Source organism: Bacteroides acidifaciens (assembly GCF_024623065.1).
Taxonomy (GTDB): Bacteria; Bacteroidota; Bacteroidia; order Bacteroidales; family Bacteroidaceae; genus Bacteroides; species Bacteroides acidifaciens.
Map to the genome: position 1 here is coordinate 1 of NZ_JANJZR010000069.1, position 22,961 is coordinate 22,961.

General features: G+C 44.7%; 17 protein-coding genes and 6 tRNA genes. 17 read left to right on the forward strand and 6 right to left on the reverse strand.

The window, feature by feature from the left end:
* Together NSB03_RS16000 and NSB03_RS16005 are read left to right on the forward strand one after the other, a co-directional pair.
* Positions 1-1,482: efflux RND transporter permease subunit (locus NSB03_RS16000; RefSeq protein ID WP_257466501.1), on the forward strand; the 1,482-nt coding region annotated here is incomplete at its 5' end.
* 202 nt (positions 1,483-1,684) lie between these two features.
* Positions 1,685-2,845 (forward strand): WG repeat-containing protein, encoded by a 1,161-nt coding sequence (locus tag NSB03_RS16005; protein WP_257466502.1) that lies wholly within the window; start codon positions 1,685-1,687, stop codon positions 2,843-2,845.
* A 119-nt stretch (positions 2,846-2,964) separates the two neighbouring features.
* Here the strand turns inward: NSB03_RS16005 and NSB03_RS16010 are convergent, their stop codons facing one another.
* A complete protein-coding gene (locus NSB03_RS16010; protein WP_024988194.1) occupies positions 2,965-3,522 on the reverse strand; it encodes an NAD(P)H-dependent oxidoreductase in 558 nt (185 codons plus the stop codon).
* Between the two features lie 178 nt (positions 3,523-3,700).
* Here NSB03_RS16010 and nspC point away from each other — a divergent pair, with 178 nt between their 5' ends.
* The 9 genes from nspC (at position 3,701) to nagA (NSB03_RS16055) (ending at position 8,126) form a co-directional block, all read left to right on the forward strand.
* A complete protein-coding gene (gene nspC, locus NSB03_RS16015; protein WP_136015137.1) occupies positions 3,701-4,840 on the forward strand; it encodes a carboxynorspermidine decarboxylase in 1,140 nt (379 codons plus the stop codon).
* A gap of 118 nt (positions 4,841-4,958) precedes the next feature.
* Positions 4,959-5,031, forward strand: a tRNA-Gly gene (locus tag NSB03_RS16020).
* A gap of 34 nt (positions 5,032-5,065) precedes the next feature.
* Positions 5,066-5,147, forward strand: a tRNA-Leu gene (locus NSB03_RS16025).
* A gap of 24 nt (positions 5,148-5,171) precedes the next feature.
* Positions 5,172-5,255: transfer RNA gene (locus NSB03_RS16030), tRNA-Leu, on the forward strand.
* 19 nt (positions 5,256-5,274) lie between these two features.
* Positions 5,275-5,347: transfer RNA gene (locus NSB03_RS16035), tRNA-Gly, on the forward strand.
* Between the two features lie 32 nt (positions 5,348-5,379).
* A tRNA-Leu gene (locus NSB03_RS16040) sits at positions 5,380-5,464 on the forward strand.
* Between the two features lie 34 nt (positions 5,465-5,498).
* Positions 5,499-5,574 (forward strand) — tRNA-Gly (locus NSB03_RS16045).
* Between the two features lie 192 nt (positions 5,575-5,766).
* Positions 5,767-6,933 (forward strand): N-acetylglucosamine-6-phosphate deacetylase, encoded by a 1,167-nt coding sequence (gene nagA, locus NSB03_RS16050; RefSeq protein ID WP_024988195.1) that lies wholly within the window; start codon positions 5,767-5,769, stop codon positions 6,931-6,933.
* Between the two features lie 20 nt (positions 6,934-6,953).
* Positions 6,954-8,126: an N-acetylglucosamine-6-phosphate deacetylase gene (nagA, locus tag NSB03_RS16055; RefSeq protein WP_121767072.1), complete on the forward strand. Its 1,173-nt coding sequence runs from the start codon at positions 6,954-6,956 to the stop codon at positions 8,124-8,126.
* A gap of 192 nt (positions 8,127-8,318) precedes the next feature.
* On the opposite strand, the gene NSB03_RS16060 is transcribed toward nagA (NSB03_RS16055), so the two are convergent.
* The 4 genes from NSB03_RS16060 to NSB03_RS16075 all read right to left on the reverse strand — a co-directional run bounded on the left by NSB03_RS16060 (position 8,319) and on the right by NSB03_RS16075 (position 13,609).
* A complete protein-coding gene (locus tag NSB03_RS16060) occupies positions 8,319-9,983 on the reverse strand; it encodes a long-chain fatty acid--CoA ligase (protein WP_024988196.1) in 1,665 nt (554 codons plus the stop codon).
* Positions 9,984-10,325: 342 nt separating this feature from the next.
* Positions 10,326-11,792, reverse strand: a complete 1,467-nt coding sequence (locus NSB03_RS16065; protein ID WP_024988197.1) for a potassium/proton antiporter — start codon at positions 11,790-11,792, stop codon at positions 10,326-10,328.
* 229 nt (positions 11,793-12,021) lie between these two features.
* The gene (locus NSB03_RS16070) at positions 12,022-12,825 is read right to left on the reverse strand and encodes a hypothetical protein (protein WP_024988198.1); all 804 of its coding nucleotides are present in this window, start codon (positions 12,823-12,825) and stop codon (positions 12,022-12,024) included.
* Complete coding sequence (locus NSB03_RS16075) at positions 12,806-13,609, reverse strand: metallophosphoesterase family protein (RefSeq protein ID WP_135038743.1); 804 nt, start codon at positions 13,607-13,609, stop codon at positions 12,806-12,808. The genes NSB03_RS16070 and NSB03_RS16075 overlap by 20 nt, the downstream gene beginning before the upstream one ends.
* A gap of 345 nt (positions 13,610-13,954) precedes the next feature.
* On the opposite strand from NSB03_RS16075, the gene NSB03_RS16080 reads away from it, so the two are divergent.
* The 3 genes from NSB03_RS16080 to NSB03_RS16090 all read left to right on the forward strand — a co-directional run bounded on the left by NSB03_RS16080 (position 13,955) and on the right by NSB03_RS16090 (position 16,789).
* Positions 13,955-14,602 carry an HAD family hydrolase gene (locus tag NSB03_RS16080; protein WP_024988199.1) on the forward strand — a complete coding sequence of 216 codons (648 nt, stop codon included), beginning with the start codon at positions 13,955-13,957 and terminating at the stop codon, positions 14,600-14,602.
* A gap of 199 nt (positions 14,603-14,801) precedes the next feature.
* Positions 14,802-15,623, forward strand: a complete 822-nt coding sequence (gene panB, locus NSB03_RS16085) for a 3-methyl-2-oxobutanoate hydroxymethyltransferase (RefSeq protein ID WP_024988200.1) — start codon at positions 14,802-14,804, stop codon at positions 15,621-15,623.
* Positions 15,624-15,631: 8 nt separating this feature from the next.
* Positions 15,632-16,789: an MFS transporter gene (locus tag NSB03_RS16090; RefSeq protein ID WP_024988201.1), complete on the forward strand. Its 1,158-nt coding sequence runs from the start codon at positions 15,632-15,634 to the stop codon at positions 16,787-16,789.
* Positions 16,790-16,911: 122 nt separating this feature from the next.
* Here the strand turns inward: NSB03_RS16090 and NSB03_RS16095 are convergent, their stop codons facing one another.
* Entirely contained in the window at positions 16,912-19,128 is a 2,217-nt protein-coding gene (locus NSB03_RS16095) for a RelA/SpoT family protein (RefSeq protein WP_242357881.1), read from the reverse strand.
* A gap of 106 nt (positions 19,129-19,234) precedes the next feature.
* On the opposite strand from NSB03_RS16095, the gene NSB03_RS16100 reads away from it, so the two are divergent.
* From NSB03_RS16100 to purT, 3 genes are all read left to right on the forward strand, one after another.
* On the forward strand, positions 19,235-20,752 hold the full coding sequence (locus NSB03_RS16100) for a DUF4301 family protein (protein ID WP_024988202.1): 1,518 nt from the start codon (positions 19,235-19,237) through the stop codon (positions 20,750-20,752).
* Positions 20,753-20,870: 118 nt separating this feature from the next.
* Complete coding sequence (locus tag NSB03_RS16105) at positions 20,871-21,494, forward strand: chloramphenicol acetyltransferase (RefSeq protein WP_024988203.1); 624 nt, start codon at positions 20,871-20,873, stop codon at positions 21,492-21,494.
* 192 nt (positions 21,495-21,686) lie between these two features.
* Entirely contained in the window at positions 21,687-22,853 is a 1,167-nt protein-coding gene (gene purT, locus NSB03_RS16110; protein ID WP_024988204.1) for a formate-dependent phosphoribosylglycinamide formyltransferase, read from the forward strand.
* Positions 22,854-22,961: the final 108 nt, after the last annotated feature.

Here is a 22,961-nt window from a genome sequence, read left to right on the forward strand (position 1 = left end):
CAGAAGGTATACGAAGGGAGTTACTTTACCCGCAATGAAGAGGTGGTGCTCCACGCCAATGCCAATCTGCCGAATGGAAGTACACTGGAACAGATGAATGCACTGGTTAAGAAGATGGAAACCTATCTGAGCGGATTTAAGGAAATCAGGCTGTTTCAGACCTCTGTAGAGAGTGCCCGCAGGGCATCCATCCATATCTATTTTACGAAAGAACACCAGAAAAGCGGTTTTCCCTATACGCTGAAGGCCAATATGATCGGCAAGGCGCTCCAACTGGGCGGCGGCGACTGGAGCATCTACGGATTGCAGGACCAGGGATTCAGTAATAATGTACGTGAGAATGCGGGCTCCTTCCGGGTGAAGATGTACGGGTACAATTATGACGAGTTGTATGCACAGGCGGAAAAGTTGAAAGAAAAGCTTTTGTCCCACCGCCGTATCCGGGAAGTGACCATCGGTTCCGATTTCTCCTGGTGGAAGGATGATTATACGGAATTCTATTTCAATCTGGACAAACGGCGGATGGCGGAGGAAGGGATTGGAGCCGGGAGACTGTTTTCCGCCATCCGTCCGGTATATGGGCGGAATATGGAAATCGGTTCGGTGGTGACGGAAGAGGGCACGGAAAAGATAAAGCTGTCTTCGCGGCAGTCGGAAGAGAGGGATGTATGGGCGATGCAGCATTACCCTTTCGAGGCGGACGGTAAGGAATATAAGCTTTCGGAACTGGCAACCGTGGAAAAGGGACAGATGCCGCAGGAAGTGGCGAAGGAGAACCAGCAGTACCGGCTATGCCTGCAATATGAGTATATCGGCTCTTCGGAACAGGGAAACAAACTGCTGAAGAAAGACCTGGAAGAGTTCAACGAACTTCTTCCGATGGGATATACTGCCCAGGCAGAGGGTTACAACTGGTCGTGGGGTGGAAAGGACAACAGGCAGTATCGCCTGCTCCTGATAGTGATTGCCATCATCTTCTTTATCACGAGTATCCTGTTCAATTCTCTGAAACAGCCGTTGGCGATTATCTTTGTGATTCCGGTATCCTATATCGGCGTGTTCCTGACGTTCTACTGGTTCAGGCTGAACTTCGACCAGGGCGGTTTTGCTTCCTTTGTCCTGCTTTGCGGTATTACGGTAAATGCAAGTATCTATATCCTGAATGAATATAATTCCGTTCGCAAGCGTTTTCCGCGGCTTTCGCCGCTCCGGGCTTATGTGAAAGCCTGGAACACGAAAGTAATACCTATCTTCCTGACGGTGGCTTCCACTATCCTGGGCTTTATCCCTTTCATGGCGGGAGCGGAGAAAGAAGGTTTCTGGTTCCCGTTGGCGGCAGGCACTATCGGGGGATTGATAATGTCCGTAATCGGGGTATTTATTTTTCTGCCAGTGCTGACGTTGAAGAAAAGACACAAGAAAATGAAAAACAATTCGTTCAATAATCAAGATGATGCATGTATGCCAATTAAAAAACACTAAGTTAATCTTTTATTTTTTAAATATTGATTCGTTTCGAGCTTTTTCTTATTTTTATTGACTTAATTTGTATCGAATTTTATTTGAATATTGGTTTATGAAACACATTCTTCTATGCCTTATCTTTGTCTTGCAAACGTCACTTTTGTTTGCGACAGGTCTTTTATGTGATTACATATATATTAATGGTGAAAAATGGTTTCTAATGGATAAACCATTGGAAAGAGATTCGACCGTGTATGCCAATCTGAAAAAGTATCTGCCTGAAGGACGGATTATGTCTACTGCTAATTGGGATGGTTACACGGGGCATTGGATAGTAATAGATGGAAAAATATACTTGCAGAAGATAGATGTCGATATGTATTCATCAAAAGGTGGAGAGGACTATACGCTTACATACACTACGGATTCTTTAAAAAAAGTGTTTACTTCTTATTCTGATGAGAAAGGCATCTGTGCTAAGTGGTTGAATGGTACAATAAGAAGCGGACAGGGAAAAATAATTCGATATGTACACTCGGGTTTCAATCGGAGTATGGAGAAAGAGCATGTAATGTACATACGTAATGGCGTCATCGTAGGGCAAGAACTTTACCATAACTGGAAGAAAGAAGGAATAGCTTTGCTAAACGCCAGATGGGAACTGGAAAAAAGATTTCCTTTTGAACGGTTCCCAGAAATGGTAGGGAAAAGGATTGTCTTTATTATTAGAGACTTGGAGATGTTTCCTGATGGCCATTTTCGCGATTGCCGTATTGATGTTAGGCTACCCGATACGGAGAATTATGTAAATGACCAGCAGCATCCGGTTATCAAAGCTTTTAAAGCGGTCATGAAAGATATTTATCCGTGGGAAGTTTTATATCTCAATGGGAAATATACAATGGATTGTATTAGTTATGGAATACCTTTACAATATCCCATATTGACAGCGCATACCACAGAAGAGTATCGAGAACCGGGTGTACCTGTTTGCTACTTGAATACACGAAAAGATACTATTATACCATTTGGAAAGTATAAATACTTCAATAGCGATACAATTCGGCATATCGGCTTTGTTGTGGACAAAGAGATTGTCTGTATAGATAATAAAGGAAATGAATTGTTTGATGTGTTTTGTTTCGATAATAGCGTCGACCCGGTGAAAGAGGGTTTGTTTCGTATTAAAGACAAGACGGGAAAGATTGGATTTGCTGATACATTGGGTAATATAATTATTAAACCTCAATTTGCTTTTGCTTATCCTTTTGAGAACGGTAAGGCAAAAGTAACTTATTCCGGTAAGAAATCTTTTATAGATAAACAGAAAGAACATTGGAAATGGGAAAGCGACTTTTGGTTCTATATCGACCGGAATTAAGTCTTTATTTTCCTGCCGGTGCTGACGTTGAAGAAGCGTAGCTTTGCGACATCTAAAGCTATGCTTTAAGGATGCTAAAGCGTAGCTTTAGATAGGATAAAGCTACGCTTCTCGTTGTCTTACCAATTGTTCCCGGCATTGCTGCTATTGATAAGCATTTCCACCCGTTGTTTGTACAGATTCGCTCCTTTGGCAATATTCTTTCCCGCATCTGCGGTTCCCATTCCGTAAACGACAATGGGTGTCTGCCATGTCATACCCGAATGAATCGCGCTGCCCTGATACGGACGTAGAAACTCATCGGTTGTGAAGCGGTTTCGCCCGCCGCTACGGTAAGCGTCGTATTCAGAACCGGTAGTTGTTACCACCATCAATGGCTTTCCAGCGACAGCCGGAGTCTTGGACAGGTAAGTGAACACTTCGTCCTGCCATTTTTTCAGTAATGACGGGGCAGCCATCCAGTAGAAAGGAAACTGGTAGATGACAGCCGAAGCATCGGAGATAATTTTGCTCCATTCGTCCACATTGAAAGCGATTTCCTCGGACAGTTCGTAAAGGCTGAAAACCGCCACTCCTTCAATGTCACTGACAGTATCGATCAATGCCTTGTTTGCCTGTGACTCTTTAATGTTGGGATGAGCCAGCAGAATCACTACTTTTCTTAAATCTTTATGCATATTCAATTAGGTTATTTAGGATGATACAATTACTTATATAATATAAAGGTCTAACCATAAGAAAAAGTTCTCGAAAAGCGATATCTTAATTAAAAATAAAACAATCCCTCTTTGCTTTTGAATTTGTATTTTTGCATCCACGTTCGTAAAACGTTACTTTTAGATAATAATATTGTATATGATAGATTTTAACCGTTTTCCTTCTCCCTGCTACATTATGGAAGAAGAACTTTTAAGAAAGAACCTGAGTTTGATAAAAAGTGTAGCCGACAGGGCGGGAGTGGAGATAATCCTGGCTTTCAAGTCGTTTGCCATGTGGCGCTCTTTTCCTATATTCCGCGAATATATCAATCATTCAACGGCCAGTTCGGTATATGAAGCCCGCTTGGCGCTGGAAGAATTCGGCAGTAAGGCGCATACTTATTCTCCTGCCTATACAGAACAGGATTTCCCGGAAATCATGCGTTGCAGCAGCCATATCACATTCAATTCAATGGCGCAGTTCGAACGCTTCTATCCGATGACGGTAGCCGAAGGAAGTGGAATCTCCTGTGGTATCCGTGTGAATCCCGAATATTCGGAGGTGGAAACGGAACTTTATAATCCATGTGCCCCTGGTACCCGCTTCGGGATAACGGCTGATTTGTTGCCGGAGACGCTGCCGCAAGGGATTGAAGGTTTTCATTGCCATTGCCATTGTGAATCTTCTTCGTTTGAGTTGGAACGTACTTTGGAACATTTGGAAGAGAAGTTTTCCCGTTGGTTTCCACAGATAAAGTGGTTGAATCTTGGCGGCGGACATTTGATGACCCGCAAAGATTATGATACGGAGCATCTGATAAAACTGCTACAAGGATTGAGGGCACGCTATCCGCATTTGCAGATTATCCTGGAACCCGGTTCGGCTTTTACCTGGCAGACGGGAGTATTGGTTTCCGAAGTCGTGGATATTGTAGAGAGCCGTGGAATCAAGACAGCCATCCTGAATGTCAGCTTCACCTGTCATATGCCCGATTGCCTGGAGATGCCTTATCAGCCTGCCGTTCGGGGTGCGGAAATGGGGAATGAAGGAAACTGCATTTACCGTCTTGGAGGAAATTCCTGTCTGAGCGGTGACTATATGGGGTTGTGGAGTTTCGACCATGAGTTGCAAATCGGTGAGCGGATAGTGTTCGAAGATATGATTCACTATACGATGGTAAAGACAAATATGTTTAACGGAATTCATCATCCTGCCATCGCTATCTGGACAAAAGAGGGGAAAGCTGAAATTTACAAGCAATTTTCTTATGAGGATTATCGTGACCGAATGAGTTGATAATCAAAAAGATTGTTTTGCGGTGGGGGCAAAGTGTGCGGATTTCTTAAAAAAAAATGTGCAGAATGTTTGCAGGTTTACGGAAAATCCCTACCTTTGCAACCGCAAACGAAAAAATGCGGAAATAGCTCAGTTGGTAGAGCATAACCTTGCCAAGGTTAGGGTCGCGAGTTCGAGTCTCGTTTTCCGCTCATGTTTCTTTGAAATGTTGGAACAATAATCTTTGCCCAGGTGGCGGAATTGGTAGACGCGCACGTTTCAGGTGCGTGTGTCGAGAGGCATGCAGGTTCGAGTCCTGTTCTGGGCACAGAGATTAAACTTTTAGAATAATGGAGAGGTGGCGGAATTGGTAGACGCGCTACTTTGAGGGGGTAGTGACAGTTATGTCGTGGGAGTTCGAGTCTCCTTCTCTTCACAGTTTATGAAAGTAATTTGCGGAAATAGCTCAGTTGGTAGAGCATAACCTTGCCAAGGTTAGGGTCGCGAGTTCGAGTCTCGTTTTCCGCTCTTGTTTCTTTGAAATAATGGAACTAAGTTTTGCCCAGGTGGCGGAATTGGTAGACGCGCACGTTTCAGGTGCGTGTGTCGAGAGGCATGCAGGTTCGAGTCCTGTTCTGGGCACCAATCTTTCAGTTTTCTGAATGACGAAATTTAGTTTGCGGAAATAGCTCAGTTGGTAGAGCATAACCTTGCCAAGGTTAGGGTCGCGAGTTCGAGTCTCGTTTTCCGCTCCATATAGACGTAAGGTTGTCAGTCGATAAGATTGGCAACCTTTTTTTTGTATTATATCGGAAGTTTGCCGGACGATTTTATCAATAGATTGAATAGAAAAGCGTAATTTTGCAACTGACAAAATCAATGTACTCCCCCCAAAAAAGAGCGTCATTGATTCACACAGACCTATAATTAATTTAATAACAGATGATATGTTAACACAAATCATTAATGCACGCATCCTGACCCCGCAAGGCTGGCTCAAGGATGGGTCGGTACTTATCCGTGACAACAAAATACTGGAAGTAACCAATTGTGACCTGGCCATTATCGGAGCCAAACTGATTGATGCCAAAGGAATGTACATTGTTCCCGGCGGAGTAGAAATACATGCTCATGGCGGTGGCGGAAGAGATTTTATGGAAGGCACGGAAGAGGCTTTCCGGACAGCTGTCAAAGCTCATATGCAACACGGTACCACCAGTATTTTTCCCACCCTTTCTTCTTCCACCATTCCTATGATTCGCGCAGCTGCGGAGACTACTGGGAAAATGATGGCGGAACCCGATAGCCCGGTACTCGGACTTCATCTGGAAGGACATTATTTCAATATGGAAATGGCAGGCGGGCAGATTCCTGAAAATATCAAGAATCCCGACCCTGAAGAATATATCCCGTTGCTTGAGGAGACGCATTGTATCAAGCGTTGGGACGCTGCGCCGGAGCTTCCGGGAGCTATGCAGTTCGGCAAGTATATCACGGCGAAAGGTGTATTGGCATCAGTAGGACATACACAGGCGGAATTTGAGGATATACAGACCGCTTATGAGGCGGGATATACCCATGCTACCCATTTCTACAACGCTATGCCCGGTTTCCATAAACGGAAAGAGTATAAATATGAAGGTACGGTAGAAAGTATTTATTTGATTGACGATATGACGGTGGAAGTTGTGGCGGACGGTATCCATGTGCCTCCGACGATTCTGCGTCTTGTCTATAAAATAAAAGGAGTGGAGCGTACCTGTTTGATTACGGATGCGTTGGCTTGTGCGGCGAGTGACAGTCAGACGGCTTTCGACCCGCGTGTGATTATAGAGGATGGCGTTTGTAAACTGGCAGACCGTTCCGCTTTGGCGGGAAGTGTGGCGACAATGGACCGCCTTATTCGTACGATGGTGCAGAAAGCGGAGATTCCTTTGGCAGATGTGATAAGGATGATTTCCGAGACGCCTGCCCGCATCATGGGAGTGCTGGACCGCAAAGGTACGCTTGAGCGTGGTAAGGATGCCGATATCATTGCTTTGGACAGAGACTTGAATGTAAGGGCTGTATGGGCAATGGGACAATTGGTGGAAGGCACCAACAAACTGTTTTAAATCTAATAAAAAAGAAGACTATGTTAACTCAGATAATTAACGGAAGAATACTTACCCCGCAAGGTTGGCTGAAAGATGGTTCCGTATTGGTTTGTGATGGAAAAATATTAGAGGTGACTAACAGCGACCTGGCGGTTATCGGCGCAACAGTGATTGATGCCCGCGGAATGACAATCGTGCCGGGATTTGTAAGCATGCACGCACATGGTGGTGGCGGGCACGATTTTACCGAAGCGACGGAAGAGGCTTTCCGTGTGGCAACCACCGTTCATTTGAAGCATGGCGCCACTACTATGTTTCCTACTTTATCGTCTATTTCTTTTGAAAGGCTTTATCAGGCAGTCGATGTTTGCGAGAGTATGATGCAGGAGAAAGATTCTCCTATTCTCGGCTTGCACATCGAAGGGCCTTATCTGAATCCGAAGATGGCAGGTACGCAGTATGACGGCTTCCTCAAAACACCGGACGAGAATGAATATATTCCTTTATTGGAGCATACCTCTTGCATCAAGCGTTGGGACATCAGCCCTGAATTGCCTGGGGCGCATGATTTTGCAAAGTACACCCGTTCAAAAGGAATCATGACGGCCGTGACGCATACAGAAGCCGAATATGATGAAATTAAGGCTGCATACGCGGTAGGATTTACTCATGCGGCGCATTTCTATAATGCAATGCCGGGGTTCCACAAACGTCGTGAGTACAAGTATGAGGGGACGGTGGAAAGCGTATATCTGACGGACGGAATGACTGTGGAAGTGATTGCGGACGGTATTCATTTGCCGGCTACCATATTGAAATTGGTGTATAAGCTGAAAGGGGTGGAAAATACTTGTCTCGTGACGGATGCCCTGGCTTATGCTGCTTCTGACGGGACTGTACCGGTTGACCCTCATTATATTATTGAGGGCGGAGTATGCAAGATGGCAGACCATTCCGCGTTGGCAGGCAGCTTGGCTACTATGGATGTACTGGTGCGTACGATGGTTAAGAAAGCGAATATACCTTTGGAAGACGCTGTACGTATGGCTTCCGAGACTCCTGCCCGTTTGATTGGAGTAAGCGACCGGAAAGGGGCGCTGGCTAAAGGAAAAGATGCCGATATTGTGATTCTTGACAAGGAATTGAATGTGCGTTGTGTCTGGTCGATGGGAAAGATTGTCCCGGGAACTGATATCCTGTTGCACAAATAACGGTTGGAATCACACAGGCACGGTACTTCCTGGCATACCATTCAGATTGCTTCCGAAGCTGTGGGGCTAATCAACTCTTTACTGATTCTGAATAAAGTTGATTGAGAGGTTAGAAAAAAACGGTGGACAGCACTTGTGGCTGTTCACCGTTTTTGTTTTTAACTAAATCTTATGATTTATGATATCACTGCATTATCCTTTCGCTTCCTGATACATAAAGCGTTTGATAGACTTTTTCGCAGTCTTTTCAAATTCTTCGAAATGGATTTTTATTTTGCTTATCTGCGAGTAATTGGGAAGTTGCAGGTTCAGTTCGATACGGTTCTGTTCCATCACCTTCTGAATGTCTTCTTGTTGCAATCCATGGGCGAAAGCATCGTCAAAGTCCGGGTAGATGAGAGCCACCAGTTTCTCCTGTTGCAAGACGATGATTGATTCTGATACGTACGGCAGGTTGTTCAGCTTGCTTTCAATTTCTTCGGGGTAGATATTCTGTCCGCTCGAAGTAAGTAGCAGGTTCTTGCTGCGGCCGCGGACGGTTATATATCCTTCTTCGTCCATTGTGCCGAGGTCGCCTGTATGTAGCCAGCCGTGTATATCAATGATTTGTGAGGTAGCTTCAGGATTTTTATAATATCCCAGCATCATATTCATTCCTCTGCAAATGATTTCTCCGGCATGTGTTTGGGGATTCGGTGAATCAATCTTTACTTCCATGCGTGTCGTTGCTTTTCCGCAGGAAGCGAGTTTCAGCGTCTCCCAACGGCTGGAGCAGATAATCGGACCGCATTCGGTCATACCGTATGCGATGGTATAGGGGAATCCTATCTTTTTGAGGAAAGCTTCCACTTCGGCGTTGAAAGGAGCACCGCCGACAATGATTTCGTCAAAGTTTCCGCCGAAGATTTCCATAGCCGCCTGGCGTGCCAAAGACTTAATCTTATCATTGATGATAGGCACTTTCAGCAACAGTTTGCCAATCTTGCTGTCTACTTTGGGCAGAATATCCTTCTTGATAATCTTCTCTACAATCAAGGGTACACAGGAGATAACTCTCGGCTTAATCTCTGCGAACGATTGGGCAATAATTTTCGGCGACGGCATACGTGTCAGGAAGTAGATATGTGCACCTGCCGAGAATCCGTACAGGAAGTCGTACACCATACCGAACACATGTCCCATGGGAAGCATGGAAACGATATTGTCTCCCGGTTTGACGGGGAGCATTTCGAAACAATAAGTCACGTTCGACCAGATACTGCGGTAGGGGAGCATGACTCCTTTTGAATAGCCCGTAGTGCCCGAAGTGTAATTGATGATAGCCAGTTCTTCCAGTTTGTCTTTCCGATAACAGATATGTTCCGGTCGGAAATTCTTGGGATACCGCTGACCGTAAATGGCATTCCGGTGTTCGAAAGCATAGGTGAGTTTTTCATTGCGTGATACCAGGGCGGAGAAGTCGGTCAATAGAGCGATGCCTTCCAGTAAGGGCATGGCATCCTCGTTCAGGTTTTCCCATGCCTGGTCGCCTACAAAAAGTAATTTAGCTTCGGAATGGTTGACGATATTATGAATGTTGTCCGCTTTGAATTCGTGCAGGATAGGCACAATGACAGCTCCATAGGTAATAGTTGCCAGAAAAGTAACCGCCCAATGGGCACTGTTTCGTCCGCAGACTGCTATCTTATCTCCAGGCTGGATTCCTGCGCTTTCCAGGACGATGTGAAACTTGGCGATTTTACGCGCTACGTCTTTATATTGAAGGGTGATTCCTTTATAGTCAGTTAAGGCATTTCTATCCCAGTTTTTGATGATGCTTTGCTCAATATAATCAATGAACTGATGTTCTTGTTCCATTCGATTCTTGCACATTTAGTTTAAAACTGCGCAAATTTAATATTTCATAACTGTAACCCGAATTTTAAATTTAAGTTTTACGGTTAATTAACGGAGGCGGTCTGAATAATATTTTGCATTGATATACGGGCTTTTTTGTTTCTTCTTTCTAACTCCATTCATTGATACGGCTGAAGCGTTAAGGGGGGAGCGGATAAATCAATTATTTATGATAATATTAATAGGCACGGACTACATGGATTTCACGGTTTTAAGAGATTGATTAATCAAAAAACGTGTAATTCACGTAATCCGTTCCTAAAGATTGAGTATATAAAGAGTTTCGGCAAATCTTTTCAGAGATTATGCCTGTTCCGTTTTTTCATCCTTGGATTTTTCGGAGATAAGCAGGAGTTTGTCCCCTTCATGCAACTTCAGTGTTCCGTTGGGAATCAGGAACTCATCTTCACGTTTCACAATCATTACCAGTGTGCCTTTGGGAAGATTCATATCCTTTAATGTATCAGCCTCTTCCAACATTTCACGAGTGACCGTCATGTCACTAAGGTCGGAATCAATTTCTTCCGGCAGTTCGACGCCGAAGTCGTTGCCTGTCTTCTCCAAAGGTTCGGAGAGATGTAATAAACGCGCCGCGAAAGAAATGGTAGTACCTTGTACGACTAGTGAAACAATCGTAATGAAGAACACTATATTAAAGATGATATTCGAGCCTTCTACTCCCGCAACCACCGGATAGGTGGCAAAGATGATAGGAACCGCTCCGCGTAATCCTACCCACGACACGAAAAAACGTGACTTCATCGTGATTTTCCGGAAGGAGAGCAAGCAGAGAAACACACTTAACGGACGACCGATAACAATCATGAACACACCGATAAGTAAGGCTACGACTGCCACTTCCAGCATTTCGTGCGGATTGACAAGCAATCCGAGACAGAGGAACATAATGATTTGGAACAGCCAGGTCAGTCCGTCCATGAATGTATAGATTTCCTTGCGATGCATGATTTTGTTGTTTCCTACCATCATACCGGCGATATATACAGCCAAGTATCCGTTGCCTTTCAGCAAGTCGGTAATGGAGAAGGTAAAGAAGACGAAAGCCAATAATAGAATAGGATATAATGCCTGGTTGTCAATATTGAGTTTGTTCAACATTAGGATGGCCAGTTTGCCGAGTATGTATCCGGTGACAGCACCTACAATAAACTGGATGAGAAAAGACGCTACGATAGCACCGACTCCCATACCTGCCGACTGGATAAACTGTGTCAGGACAATGGTAAGCATATACGCCATCGGGTCGTTGCTTCCACTTTCCAACTCCAGCATGGGGCGGAGATTGTGCTTTAAGTTCATCTTCTGCGAACGGAGAATGGCGAATACTGAAGCCGAATCCGTAGACGACATGGTAGCAGCCAATAGCAGGGAAGTGGTGATGGGTAAATAAATGTTCGTCCAACTCATGCCGGACAACCACCAGATAAAGAGTCCGGTGAAAAGAGCTGTAAGCAAAACTCCGACAGTGGAAAGCACGATACCAGGTCCCAGAATGGGTTTTATCTCTCTGAATTTCGTATCCATACCACCCGAAAACAGGATGATGCTCAAAGCGACCATACCGATGAATTGGGCCTCTTTGGCGTTATGGAACTGGAGTCCTAAACCGTCGCTTCCGAATATCATTCCCACTACAAGGAATAGTAATAAGGTGGGTACTCCAAAGCGGTATCCGGTCTTTCCAACGACTATGCTGACGAAAAGTAAGATAGAACCGATAAGTAAGGTGTTTTCTGCTGTAAATATCATAGGCAATATATTATAAAGTTATAAGATTGTCGTATTGGTTCTCACTGTGCGAAGTTACACATTATTAACAACAAATAAAACACCTGTTTGGATGTATTTTTGTCAAAAAAGGTAGTTAAATTGTCTAAAAGGGTAATGGAAGAACCGGTAAGAAACTGATAGTTGTACAAACCGGCTCAAACGATACTGCTTATATGGGAAATGAGGTTCTCGTCCGTATGTACTGATGTTACAGCCATTGGAACTTTAATCCGAAGGATAGGCTGAGATAATCACGGGGACGTAGATAGCTATTTTGGAAGGCGCTAATCAAGTAAAGGTCGCAAGTGCTTATCTCATAGAAGAAAGTCACAGACTTTGCCAGAAATCTGCGTTGTGGGTCAATATCATAAGTCAGCCGCTGCCCCATGAAGATATGGAAACGTACCTTGCTTGAGAAACCGTAGTAACCTTTCGGATAACGGTCGGGTTCATTTACCCAAAACTGGTCTCCGAATACCGTGTTTATATAAAGACCGCAGGTGAGCGGTTCCGTAGAGAATCCTTTTCCTATGTTGATGCTCCAAGGCATATAATTCTGCTTGAGCGTCATCGTCACTTTGGCTTTCTTTGAAGAGTATTTCGGAATAAATCCCAGCAATAAGTCTGTTTCCCATTGATTCCGCTTTCCATAATCCCATCCTGTGCCGAAAGAGAGCAATCCCATGTTTCCGGCATATTGTATTTTAGAATGAGTGGGGATAATTCTTTCCCAGTTTCTACGGAAACGGTGCACCCGATTATCGTAACGGGTACGCTTCACTTCCTTGGGCGTGGCAGGCAATATGGAATCTGCTTTGATAACCGTAAATACGGAATCATCTGTATGAAAAGCAATGATTGAATCAGACTTGATGATAAAGCGGAGTGAGTTTGCCTTGTATGTGTCTATGACGGTGTCTGTCTTACACGTGGCTGAAATCAGATCTGGGAACGGGAGAAGTATCGACAGCACTCCTGCCCGCAAGATATATTTAGTATTTAACCAGTTCATATTCGTACTTTTCCGGAGTTATGGTAAATACCAGGTAACTGCGGCAATCCATGCAGTCGCTGGTGATATAATGTATTCCATCATCAAAAATCACATCATCCCGATGGTGGTGAGTATGGGCGGCCGTGCAGAATTGTATTCCCGGATATTCGGTGACATAACGGTGAAACACTTTGGCTACATTGTCATTGAATACGTCCGTATAGGGGCGCGCGTGCATGCTAATTACCGTCTTTTCAAACTTGTCCCTTCTGTCCTTTATCTCTTGCTCCATAAAAGTGAAATTCGGAACGGGTTCGGAATAATCATATTCCAGTGCATTGGTATTCAGGCAGACAAACTTCACATTGCCCGCAATGAAAGAGAAATTGGTAGGGCCGAATACGGCTTTGTATGTTTCTTCCCCTGTGCCGAGGCAGTCATGATTTCCAATTAGGACCACATAAGGTACTTTAAGTCCATTCATAATATCTCGCTGCCAAAGAAACTCTTTCGTCACTCCGAAGTCACTCATGTCTCCGCCATGAATGACGAAATCAATATCATCCCGTTTATTAATCTCTTTCACAAACTCTTCCGTCTCGTCATACCAGCGTTGTGAATCACCCATAGTTACAAAACGTAGTTTAGTCTTACCTTTGCAATTTGCTTCTATCTTTTCGATATTGTGTGCATTGACATTTGTCTCACCGCTGATGTGGACATCGTATGGATGATAATCAGTCATACCGCATCCGGAAAGTAAAAGAAACGACAAGAGCGTATATAAACTTTTTCTCATCATAATTATAATAATATAGTTTAGAAAACTTGATGCGAATATATAGTTTTCAAACGAAATGATAATAGTTTGTATGGAAAATAGGAAAAAAAGAACAATAAAGAGGTGAAAACATCAACTTATTGTGCTTTCGTCTGATTATTCTCCACATTTTTGGGGAAACTTTTCCTAAAATATGTGGGTCGTTCTTACTCATGCGCTTGGATATTAGGTTGGACGAGAAAACGAATGTTACGTTTTTTTAAGTAGGGCAAAGGTACGAATAATTTGTCTGATTCGATGATTATTCGGAACTTTGCGCGGACTGATACATAAGGTTTAACGTTTTTAGGTAAAAAGAAAGTTTATATGAATACAACGAAAACGATTGCAGCGCTGTTCGATTTCGACGGTGTCATTATGGATACAGAGACACAGTACACTGTCTTTTGGAACGAACAAGGACTGAAACATCTGAACGAAGAAGATTTCGGGCGCCGTATCAAAGGACAGACTCTGACACAGATTTACGAGAAGTACTTCCCGACTCTCCCTGAAGCACAACGGGAAATCACAGCCAAACTTAATGTCTTTGAAAAGCAAATGTTCTACGAATATATTCCCGGAGTGGAAGCCTTTATAGCCGACCTGCACCGTCACGGTGTGAAGATAGCCGTAGTCACCAGTTCCAATGAAGAAAAGATGCAGAACGTCTACAATGCTCATCCCGAATTTAAGGGAATGGTAGACCGTATCCTTACCGGTGAAATGTTCGCCCGCTCCAAACCCGCTCCCGACTGTTTCCTTCTTGGAATGGAAATATTCAGCGTCACCCCCGAAAATACCTATGTTTTTGAAGACTCTTTTCACGGTCTGCAAGCCGGAATGACTTCGGGCGCGACCGTTATCGGACTTGCCACCACCAATTCTGCCGAAGCCATCGCCGGAAAAGCCCATTATGTCATGAATGACTTTACCGCAATGACCTGCGATAAATTGTTGACGTTGCACCGCTGATTTCGCTTTGTATAACGTCTTCTTCATCCTCTCAACCATCTGTTGGCTATCCCGGACAAATGGTTGAGAGGATTTTTTTGCATTTCCTTCTCTGTTATGAATTAAATGTTATAACTTTGCCCCGATTTTTTTTGCCGGTGTTCAAGAACATCGCTCAAAACACATAATAATTAATTTACAATTCAAAATTAAAAAAGAAATGGCTGGTTATATATCAGATGATACAAGAAAGGTGACTACTCATCGTTTGGTTGAAATGAAACAGAGAGGCGAAAAGATTTCTATGCTTACTTCCTATGATTACACAATGGCACAGATTGTAGACGGTGCAGGAATGGACGTAATTCTCGTAGGCGACTCCGCTTCCAATGTAATGGCAGGAAACGTGACTACATTGCCTATTACGCTCGACCAGATGATTTATCATGCTAAATCCGTAGTACGTGGCGTGAAGCGTGCGATGGTAGTAGTAGATATGCCTTTCGGTTCTTATCAGGGAAACGAAATGGAAGGTCTTGCTTCTGCCATCCGTATCATGAAAGAAAGTCACGCTGATGCTTTGAAACTGGAAGGTGGAGAAGAAATCATTGGTTCTGTGAAACGCATAATCAGTGCGGGCATTCCGGTGATGGGACATCTCGGACTAATGCCGCAGTCTATTAATAAATATGGTACTTACACCGTACGTGCCAAAGATGAGGCCGAAGCCGAAAAATTGATTCGCGACGCACATCTGCTTGAAGAGGCGGGTTGTTTTGCCATCGTGCTTGAAAAGATTCCAGCCTCTCTTGCCGCACGTGTAGCTTCCGAGCTGACTATACCTATCATCGGTATCGGTGCGGGTGGTCAGGTAGATGGTCAAGTATTGGTTGTTCAGGATATGTTGGGTATGAACAATGGTTTCCGTCCCCGTTTCCTGCGTCGTTATGCTGACCTGTACACGGTGATGACCGACGCTATCAGCCGTTATGTGTCCGACGTGAAGAATTGCGACTTCCCCAACGAGAAGGAACAATATTAAAATAGTATATGGCAGTAAAATTGTGGACAGTACATTTTATGCGGATATGTATAGCTAATTTGCTGTTGTTTATATCCTTGTATGTGTTATTTCCGGTACTTTCCATTGAGATGGGGGACCGTCTCGGAGTACCGGTGGCACAGACAGGAGTTGCTTTTCTATTTTTCACGCTGGGAATGTTCCTTATCGGTCCTTTCCATGCCTATCTTGTGGATGCATACAAACGTAAGACGGTGTGTGTATTCTCTTTTGCCCTTATGGTAGCGGCAACGGTAGGTTATGCTTTTGTGACCAACATAACGGAACTTATTCTGCTGAGTACCGTGCAGGGATTGGCTTTTGGCATAGCGACCACCGCAGGCATCACCTTGGCAATCGACGTCACCAATTCTACACTGCGCAGTGCAGGAAATGTCGGTTTCTCATGGATGGCGCGTTTGGGAATGATTCTAGGTATCATCCTCGGAGTATGGCTCTATCAGAGTTATTCCTTTCAGAACTTGTTGTCCGTCTCTGTCATCACCGGAGCAGCGGGAATCCTGATAGCGTCCGGTGTCTATGTGCCTTTCCGTGCACCGATTGTTACCAAACTCTATTCTTTCGACCGCTTTTTGCTGTTGCGCGGATGGGTGCCTGCCATCAATATGATTCTGATTACGTTCGTACCGGGATTGTTGATTCCGCTTGTCCATCCTTTCCTTAATGACTCCGTACTTGGAAATATGGGAATACCTGTACCTTTCTTTGTAGGAGTGGGAATCGGATATTTGATATCCTTGCTTTTGGCTCGCCTGTCCTTTATGAAAGAGAAAACACTGAGGCTGGTCATTGTAGGAATCGGACTGGAAATGCTCGCGATGTCTCTGTTGGATCCGAACGGCTCAATATCTGCTCCTTCTGTACTTCTGGGGCTTGGATTGGGACTTGTCATGCCGGAATTTCTGGTCATGTTTGTGAAGTTGTCCCATCACTGCCAGCGTGGAACGGCAAACACCACCCATCTTTTGGCAAGCGAGGTCGGAATTTCCTTAGGTATCGCCACTGCGTGCTACCTGGATTTGGATACCGACAAGATGCTGCATATCGGACAGATAGTAGCTTTGGTGTCTTTGGCATTTTTCGTCATTGCGACGTATCCTTATTATATAAGAAAGAAAGTGAGATAAGGGTGCTAAAATCCCTCTTGAAAATGGCGTCACTATACCGTCCGGATAGTGACGCTATACTATAAAAATAGTGACGCTATCACATGCGGATGGCGTCACTATTTTATTATATGAATTTGTTGTTAATTCCGGTTTACCTGTTTCACTCCTTTCACCGTCCTCAGCTTCTTGATAAGCGCTTCCAGCCTTCCCGTATCACCGACCATAATCGTCAGTGTTCCTGAGAATAATCCGTCATGCGAATCAATGCCGATAGAGCGCAGTGTGATTCCGTTTTCCTTGGATATAATCGAAGTGATATTCGTCACAATACCGATATCGTCATGTCCCACAACGCGCAACGTGATAGGATACTGCGTTCCTTCCGACTTGCCCGCCCATCGTGCCTTTACAATCCGGTAACCGAAGCGTTCGCGCATCTGATTCGCATTGGGGCAGTCTCTCCTGTGAATCTTGATTCCTCCGCTTACCGTCACAAAACCGAATACATCGTCACCATAAATAGGATTACAACATTTGGCAAGCTTGAATTCCAACCCTTTCAGGTTTTGGTCAATCACAAGCACATCTTCTTTTGATGTCGTCTCTTCCTGTGGCACCTGCATGTTGTATCCCTCGGCGCTCCGGTACACAATCTCGTCATGCGTATCATTATCGCGTTTCTGCTGCTCGATGTATTTGTCCAGAACCTCATTGACATCTAGTGCTTCATCAGCTATTTTCTGATAAAACTCCGTCACGTTCTTGAATCCCAAACGCTTGATAAGGCGCATCATTGTCGCCTCGTCATACTCCAGCTTGCGGTTCTTGAACTTCCGTTCTAATGTCTCCTTCGCAAAATCGTGCTGACGCGCTACCATCTCCTTAAGTGCCTGCCGAATCTTCGTACGGGCTTTGGAAGTGGTCACGATATTCAGCCAGTCCTGTTTCGGAGTCTGGGTGTTTGAAGTCATAATCTCCACCTGGTCGCCGCTGTTCAACTTCTGTTTGAGTTGGGCATTCTTGCCGTTCACCTTGGCGCCGATACATTTGCATCCCAGTTTGCTATGGATATGGAAAGCGAAATCGAGCACCGTAGCGCCTTTCGCCAGTTTGAACAAGTCCCCTTTGGGAGTAAATACGAAAACCTCATCTTCGTAAAGGTCCATTTTGAACTGGTCCATCACTTTCATCGAGTCGTTGTCCGCATTTTCCAATGCTTCGCGAACCGAAGTCAGCCATTCGTCCAAACCAGTTTCGCCTTTGATGCCTTTGTATCTCCAGTGAGCAGCCAGTCCGCGCTCAGCGATTTCGTCCATGCGGCGGGTACGTATCTGTACTTCCACCCATTTTCCTTCCGGTCCCATCACAGTGATGTGCAACGACTCGTAACCATTGCTTTTCGGGATAGAAAGCCAGTCACGCAGACGCTTCGGGTTAGGCTGGTACATATCGGTCACAATGGAATATACCTGCCAACATTCCTGCTTCTCCTTTGCCGGTTCCGGTTCCGAATCCAGAATAATACGGATGGCAAACAAGTCGTAAATCCCTTCGAACGGTGTTTTCTGTTTCTGAATCTTGTTCCATATCGAATGTATGGACTTGGTACGTCCCTTGATGTCGAATTTCAATCCCGCAGCCGCCACCTTTTTCTGTATAGGTTCAATAAAAGCGGCGATATACTTGTCGCGTGACGCCTTCGTCTCGTTCAACTTATCCTTTATATAATAGTAGGTTTCCCGCTGTGTATATTTCAGCGACAAGTCCTCAAGTTCCGATTTCAACTTATAGAGCCCCAGCTTATGCGCTAATGGGGCATACAGATAAGCGGCTTCGTTCGCCACCTTGTTCCGGTCTTCTTCATTGCCCGAATCCTTGATTTGGCGCATCACGTTCACGCGGTCGGCAATCATAATCAGTATGACACGCATATCCTCGGCAAACGAGAGCAGGAGATTGCGGAAATTCTCCGATTCTATCGCCGGACTCTTCGCATACAGCTCGTTTGTTTTTACCAATCCCTTGATGATGCTTGCCACATCTTCTCCGTATTCGGTGTTTACTTCTTCGATAGACAGTATATGCGCCTTTACAATTTCGTGCAGCATGATACCAATGAGGCACGAGCCTTTCATACCGATTTCTTCAGCTACGATGACTGCCGTTTGTAAATCTCTGATGACGGGATTCATCCCGAAGTTATTGTGTTGCAATCCGTTACACTGGGCTGCTTTGATTAGATGTTTTTTTAATTTTTGGCAATCCTGCCAGGAAATGCTGTCTCCGGCAGATAACATCAAATGCCGGTAGAGTGAAAAAAGCTCCTTTTTTTCCTCTGATGTAAAAAAGTCGTCCATATTCAATCTTGTTAATTCGATGTAAAATTACTTTTTTTCCTGGTTATTCGGCAAGAAGTAAATAACATTTTGTATTTTTGGGCATCAATTAATAAAATTAGATATTATGATAACGACACAGGACAAAGAGTTGCTTGCCAAGAAAGGCATCACGGAAGCGCAAATAGCAGAGCAACTGGCTTGCTTCCAAACTGGTTTTCCTTTTTTGAAACTGGACGCGGCCGCTTCCATCGAAAAAGGTATATTGGCTCCCAATACTGAGGAGCAGAAAGCATATCTGGCAGCGTGGGACGCATATACAAACACAGATAAGACCATTGTGAAGTTTGTACCGGCTTCGGGCGCTGCAAGCCGTATGTTCAAGAACCTGTTCGAGTTTCTATCTGCCGACTATGATAAACCGACTACAAAGTTCGAACTGGCATTTTTTGACGGTATCAGGGATTTTGCTTTCTATGACGACCTCAATGTAGCTTGTCAGCGTACAGCCAAAAAGGACATTCCCGGATTAATCGAAGAAGGCAACTATAAAGCTGTTGTATCGGCATTGCTCGAAACTGCCGGGCTGAATTATGGCGCACTGCCGAAAGGCCTGCTCAAATTCCATAAATATCCCGAAGGTGCACGCACTCCGTTGGAAGAGCATCTTGCAGAAGGAGCCATGTATGCAGCCGGCAAGAGTGGCAAAGTCAACGTACACTTCACCGTATCTACCGAACATCGCGAACTCTTCAAGAAACTGGTGGACGAAAAGGCCGGCGAATTTGCCAAACGTTACGGTGTTGATTATTACATCACTTTCTCCGAACAGAAGCCGAGCACTGACACCATTGCCGCTGACATGGACAACCAACCGTTCCGCGACAACGGCAAACTGCTGTTCCGTCCGGGTGGACACGGCGCACTGATTGAGAACCTGAACGATCTTGACGCCGATATTATTTTTATCAAGAATATCGACAACGTAGTCCCTGACAAACTGAAAGAGGATACCGTTACGTATAAGAAACTGATTGCCGGCGTACTTGTCTCCTTGCAAAAACAAGCATTTGAATATCTCGAACTACTTGACAGCGGCAAATATACGCATGACCAAATGATGGAAATGCTCCAGTTCCTGCAAAAGAAACTTTTCTGCAAGAATCCGGAAACGAAAGACCTCGAAGATTCCGTACTCGCCATTTATCTGAAAAACAAACTGAATCGTCCGATGCGTGTCTGTGGAATGGTGAAGAACGTAGGCGAACCGGGTGGTGGTCCGTTCCTTGCATACAACAGCGACGGAACTATCTCCTTGCAAATCCTCGAAAGCTCGCAAATCGATATGAACGACCCCGAAAAGAAGGAAATGTTCGAAAACGGTACACACTTCAACCCGGTAGATCTGGTATGTGCAGTACGTGACTATAAAGGTCATAAGTTCGATTTGGTGAAGTACGTGGATAAGGCAACAGGCTTCATTTCCTATAAATCAAAGAACGGCAAAGATTTGAAAGCTCTCGAACTTCCCGGTTTGTGGAACGGTGCTATGAGCGATTGGAATACCGTATTTGTAGAAGTTCCCCTCGCTACCTTCAATCCGGTGAAGACTGTGAACGATCTGCTGCGCGAGCAACATCAATAATTGTTTTTTTACCACAGATTACACTGATTATTGAATTGATACAGATTGTTTATACGAACAATATATATCTTATTCAATCTGTGTAATCTGTGGTGAACTTAAAAAAAGAGTGTTTAGAATGAATCAGATTGAGAAAATCATTGATATTGCTACCTGGAATAGAAAAGAACATTTCGAGCACTTCAGTGCTTTTGACGATCCGTTTTTCGGAGTGACGGTCAACGTAGACTGCACCCGTACGTATCAGGAAGCCAAAGACAAAAGTGTGTCTTTCTCCCTCTTGGTCTTGCATCGGATTGTTACCGCTGCCGCCAAAGTCGAAGAGTTCCGTTATCGTATCCAAGGAGACAGGGTAGTGTGTTATGACAGTCTTCTGCCCGAATCCACTGTAGGTCGTGCCGATCATACTTTTTCTTTCGCAGCCTTCGAATATGACCCGGACGAACTTGTCTTCATCCGTAAAGCGAAAGTAGAAATGGAACGTCTGCAAGCTACTACCGGACTGAACAAAGGGGGGACATTCCATCCCAACGCTATCCATTATTCGGCTGTTCCGTGGCTCACTTTCACAGATATGAAGCACCCCGCCAATATACGTTCGGGTGATAGCGTCCCCAAAATTTCTACCGGAAAGTACTTCCGCGAAGGAGAGAAGTTGATGCTGCCTGTTTCCGTCACTTGCCATCATGGGCTGATGGATGGTTATCACGTCGCCAAGTTTATTGAAATCCTCGATTTATAAACTTCGCTCTAAAAAGACAAACCGGCAGGGACATTTCCCGGAATAGGGGAGTATGTCCAGACCCTTAATTACCTGATGCTTGGACTTGGTTTCCGCTTTCATAATAAATATCCGAAAGTACGTCACTAAAAAAAGCCGTATTTCATCGAAATATACTAATTTTGCGTCACTAATATAAAAACACTCAAAATGATGAAGAAAATACTGTTACTCGGTTCAGGAGAACTTGGAAAAGAGTTTGTAATCTCAGCCCAACGTAAAGGTCAGCATATTATTGCCTGTGACTCTTATGCAGGAGCTCCGGCTATGCAAGTAGCCGATGAATTTGAAGTATTCGACATGCTGAACGGCGAAGAGTTGGAACGTGTCGTAAAGAAACATCAGCCGGACATCATCGTGCCGGAAATTGAAGCTATCCGCACAGAACGCTTGTACGACTTCGAGAAAGAAGGAATCCAGGTCGTGCCCAGTGCCCGTGCCGTCAACTTCACGATGAATCGCAAGGCCATCCGCGACCTTGCAGCCAAAGAACTCGGACTGAAAACTGCTAAATATTTCTACGCCAAGACACTGGAAGAACTGAAAGATGCTGCCGCTAAAATAGGTTTTCCTTGTGTGGTGAAACCTTTGATGTCCTCATCCGGCAAAGGACAATCTCTTGTGAAGAGTGCCGACGAACTCGAACATGCCTGGGAATATGGATGTAGTGGAAGCCGTGGTGATATCCGCGAACTTATCATCGAAGAATTTATCAAGTTTGACAGCGAAATCACCTTATTGACTGTTACCCAAAAGAATGGCCCCACCTTGTTCTGCCCGCCCATCGGACATGTACAGAAAGGTGGCGACTACCGTGAAAGTTTCCAACCCGCACATATCGACCCTGCTCACTTGAAAGAAGCGGAAGAGATGGCGGAAAAAGTGACCCGTGCCCTGACAGGCGCAGGATTGTGGGGAGTGGAGTTTTTCCTGAGTCACGAAAACGGAGTTTATTTCTCCGAACTTTCTCCACGTCCGCATGATACGGGCATGGTGACACTGGCCGGAACACAAAACCTGAACGAATTTGAACTTCATCTCCGTGCGGTACTTGGTCTGCCTATTCCCGGTATCAAGCAGGAGCGGATAGGAGCAAGCGCTGTTATCCTTTCTCCGATTGCCAGCCAGGAACGTCCTCAATACCGTGGACTGGAAGAGGTGACAAAGGAAGAGGATACCTATCTCCGCATATTCGGCAAACCGTTTACTCGTGTCAACCGTCGTATGGGAGTAGTGCTCTGCTACGCTCCGTCGAATTCCGACCTCGACGCGTTGCGTGATAAGGCCAAGAAAATCGCTGAAAAAGTAGAAGTGTACTAAAAAAAGACTATTAAGGAAATCATATCAAAAGGAAGGTGTGTCAAAATGCGCACCTTCTTTTTTTATGCACAAAGCCCCTACTTTCACAAGCTGGGGCTTTGTTATTAC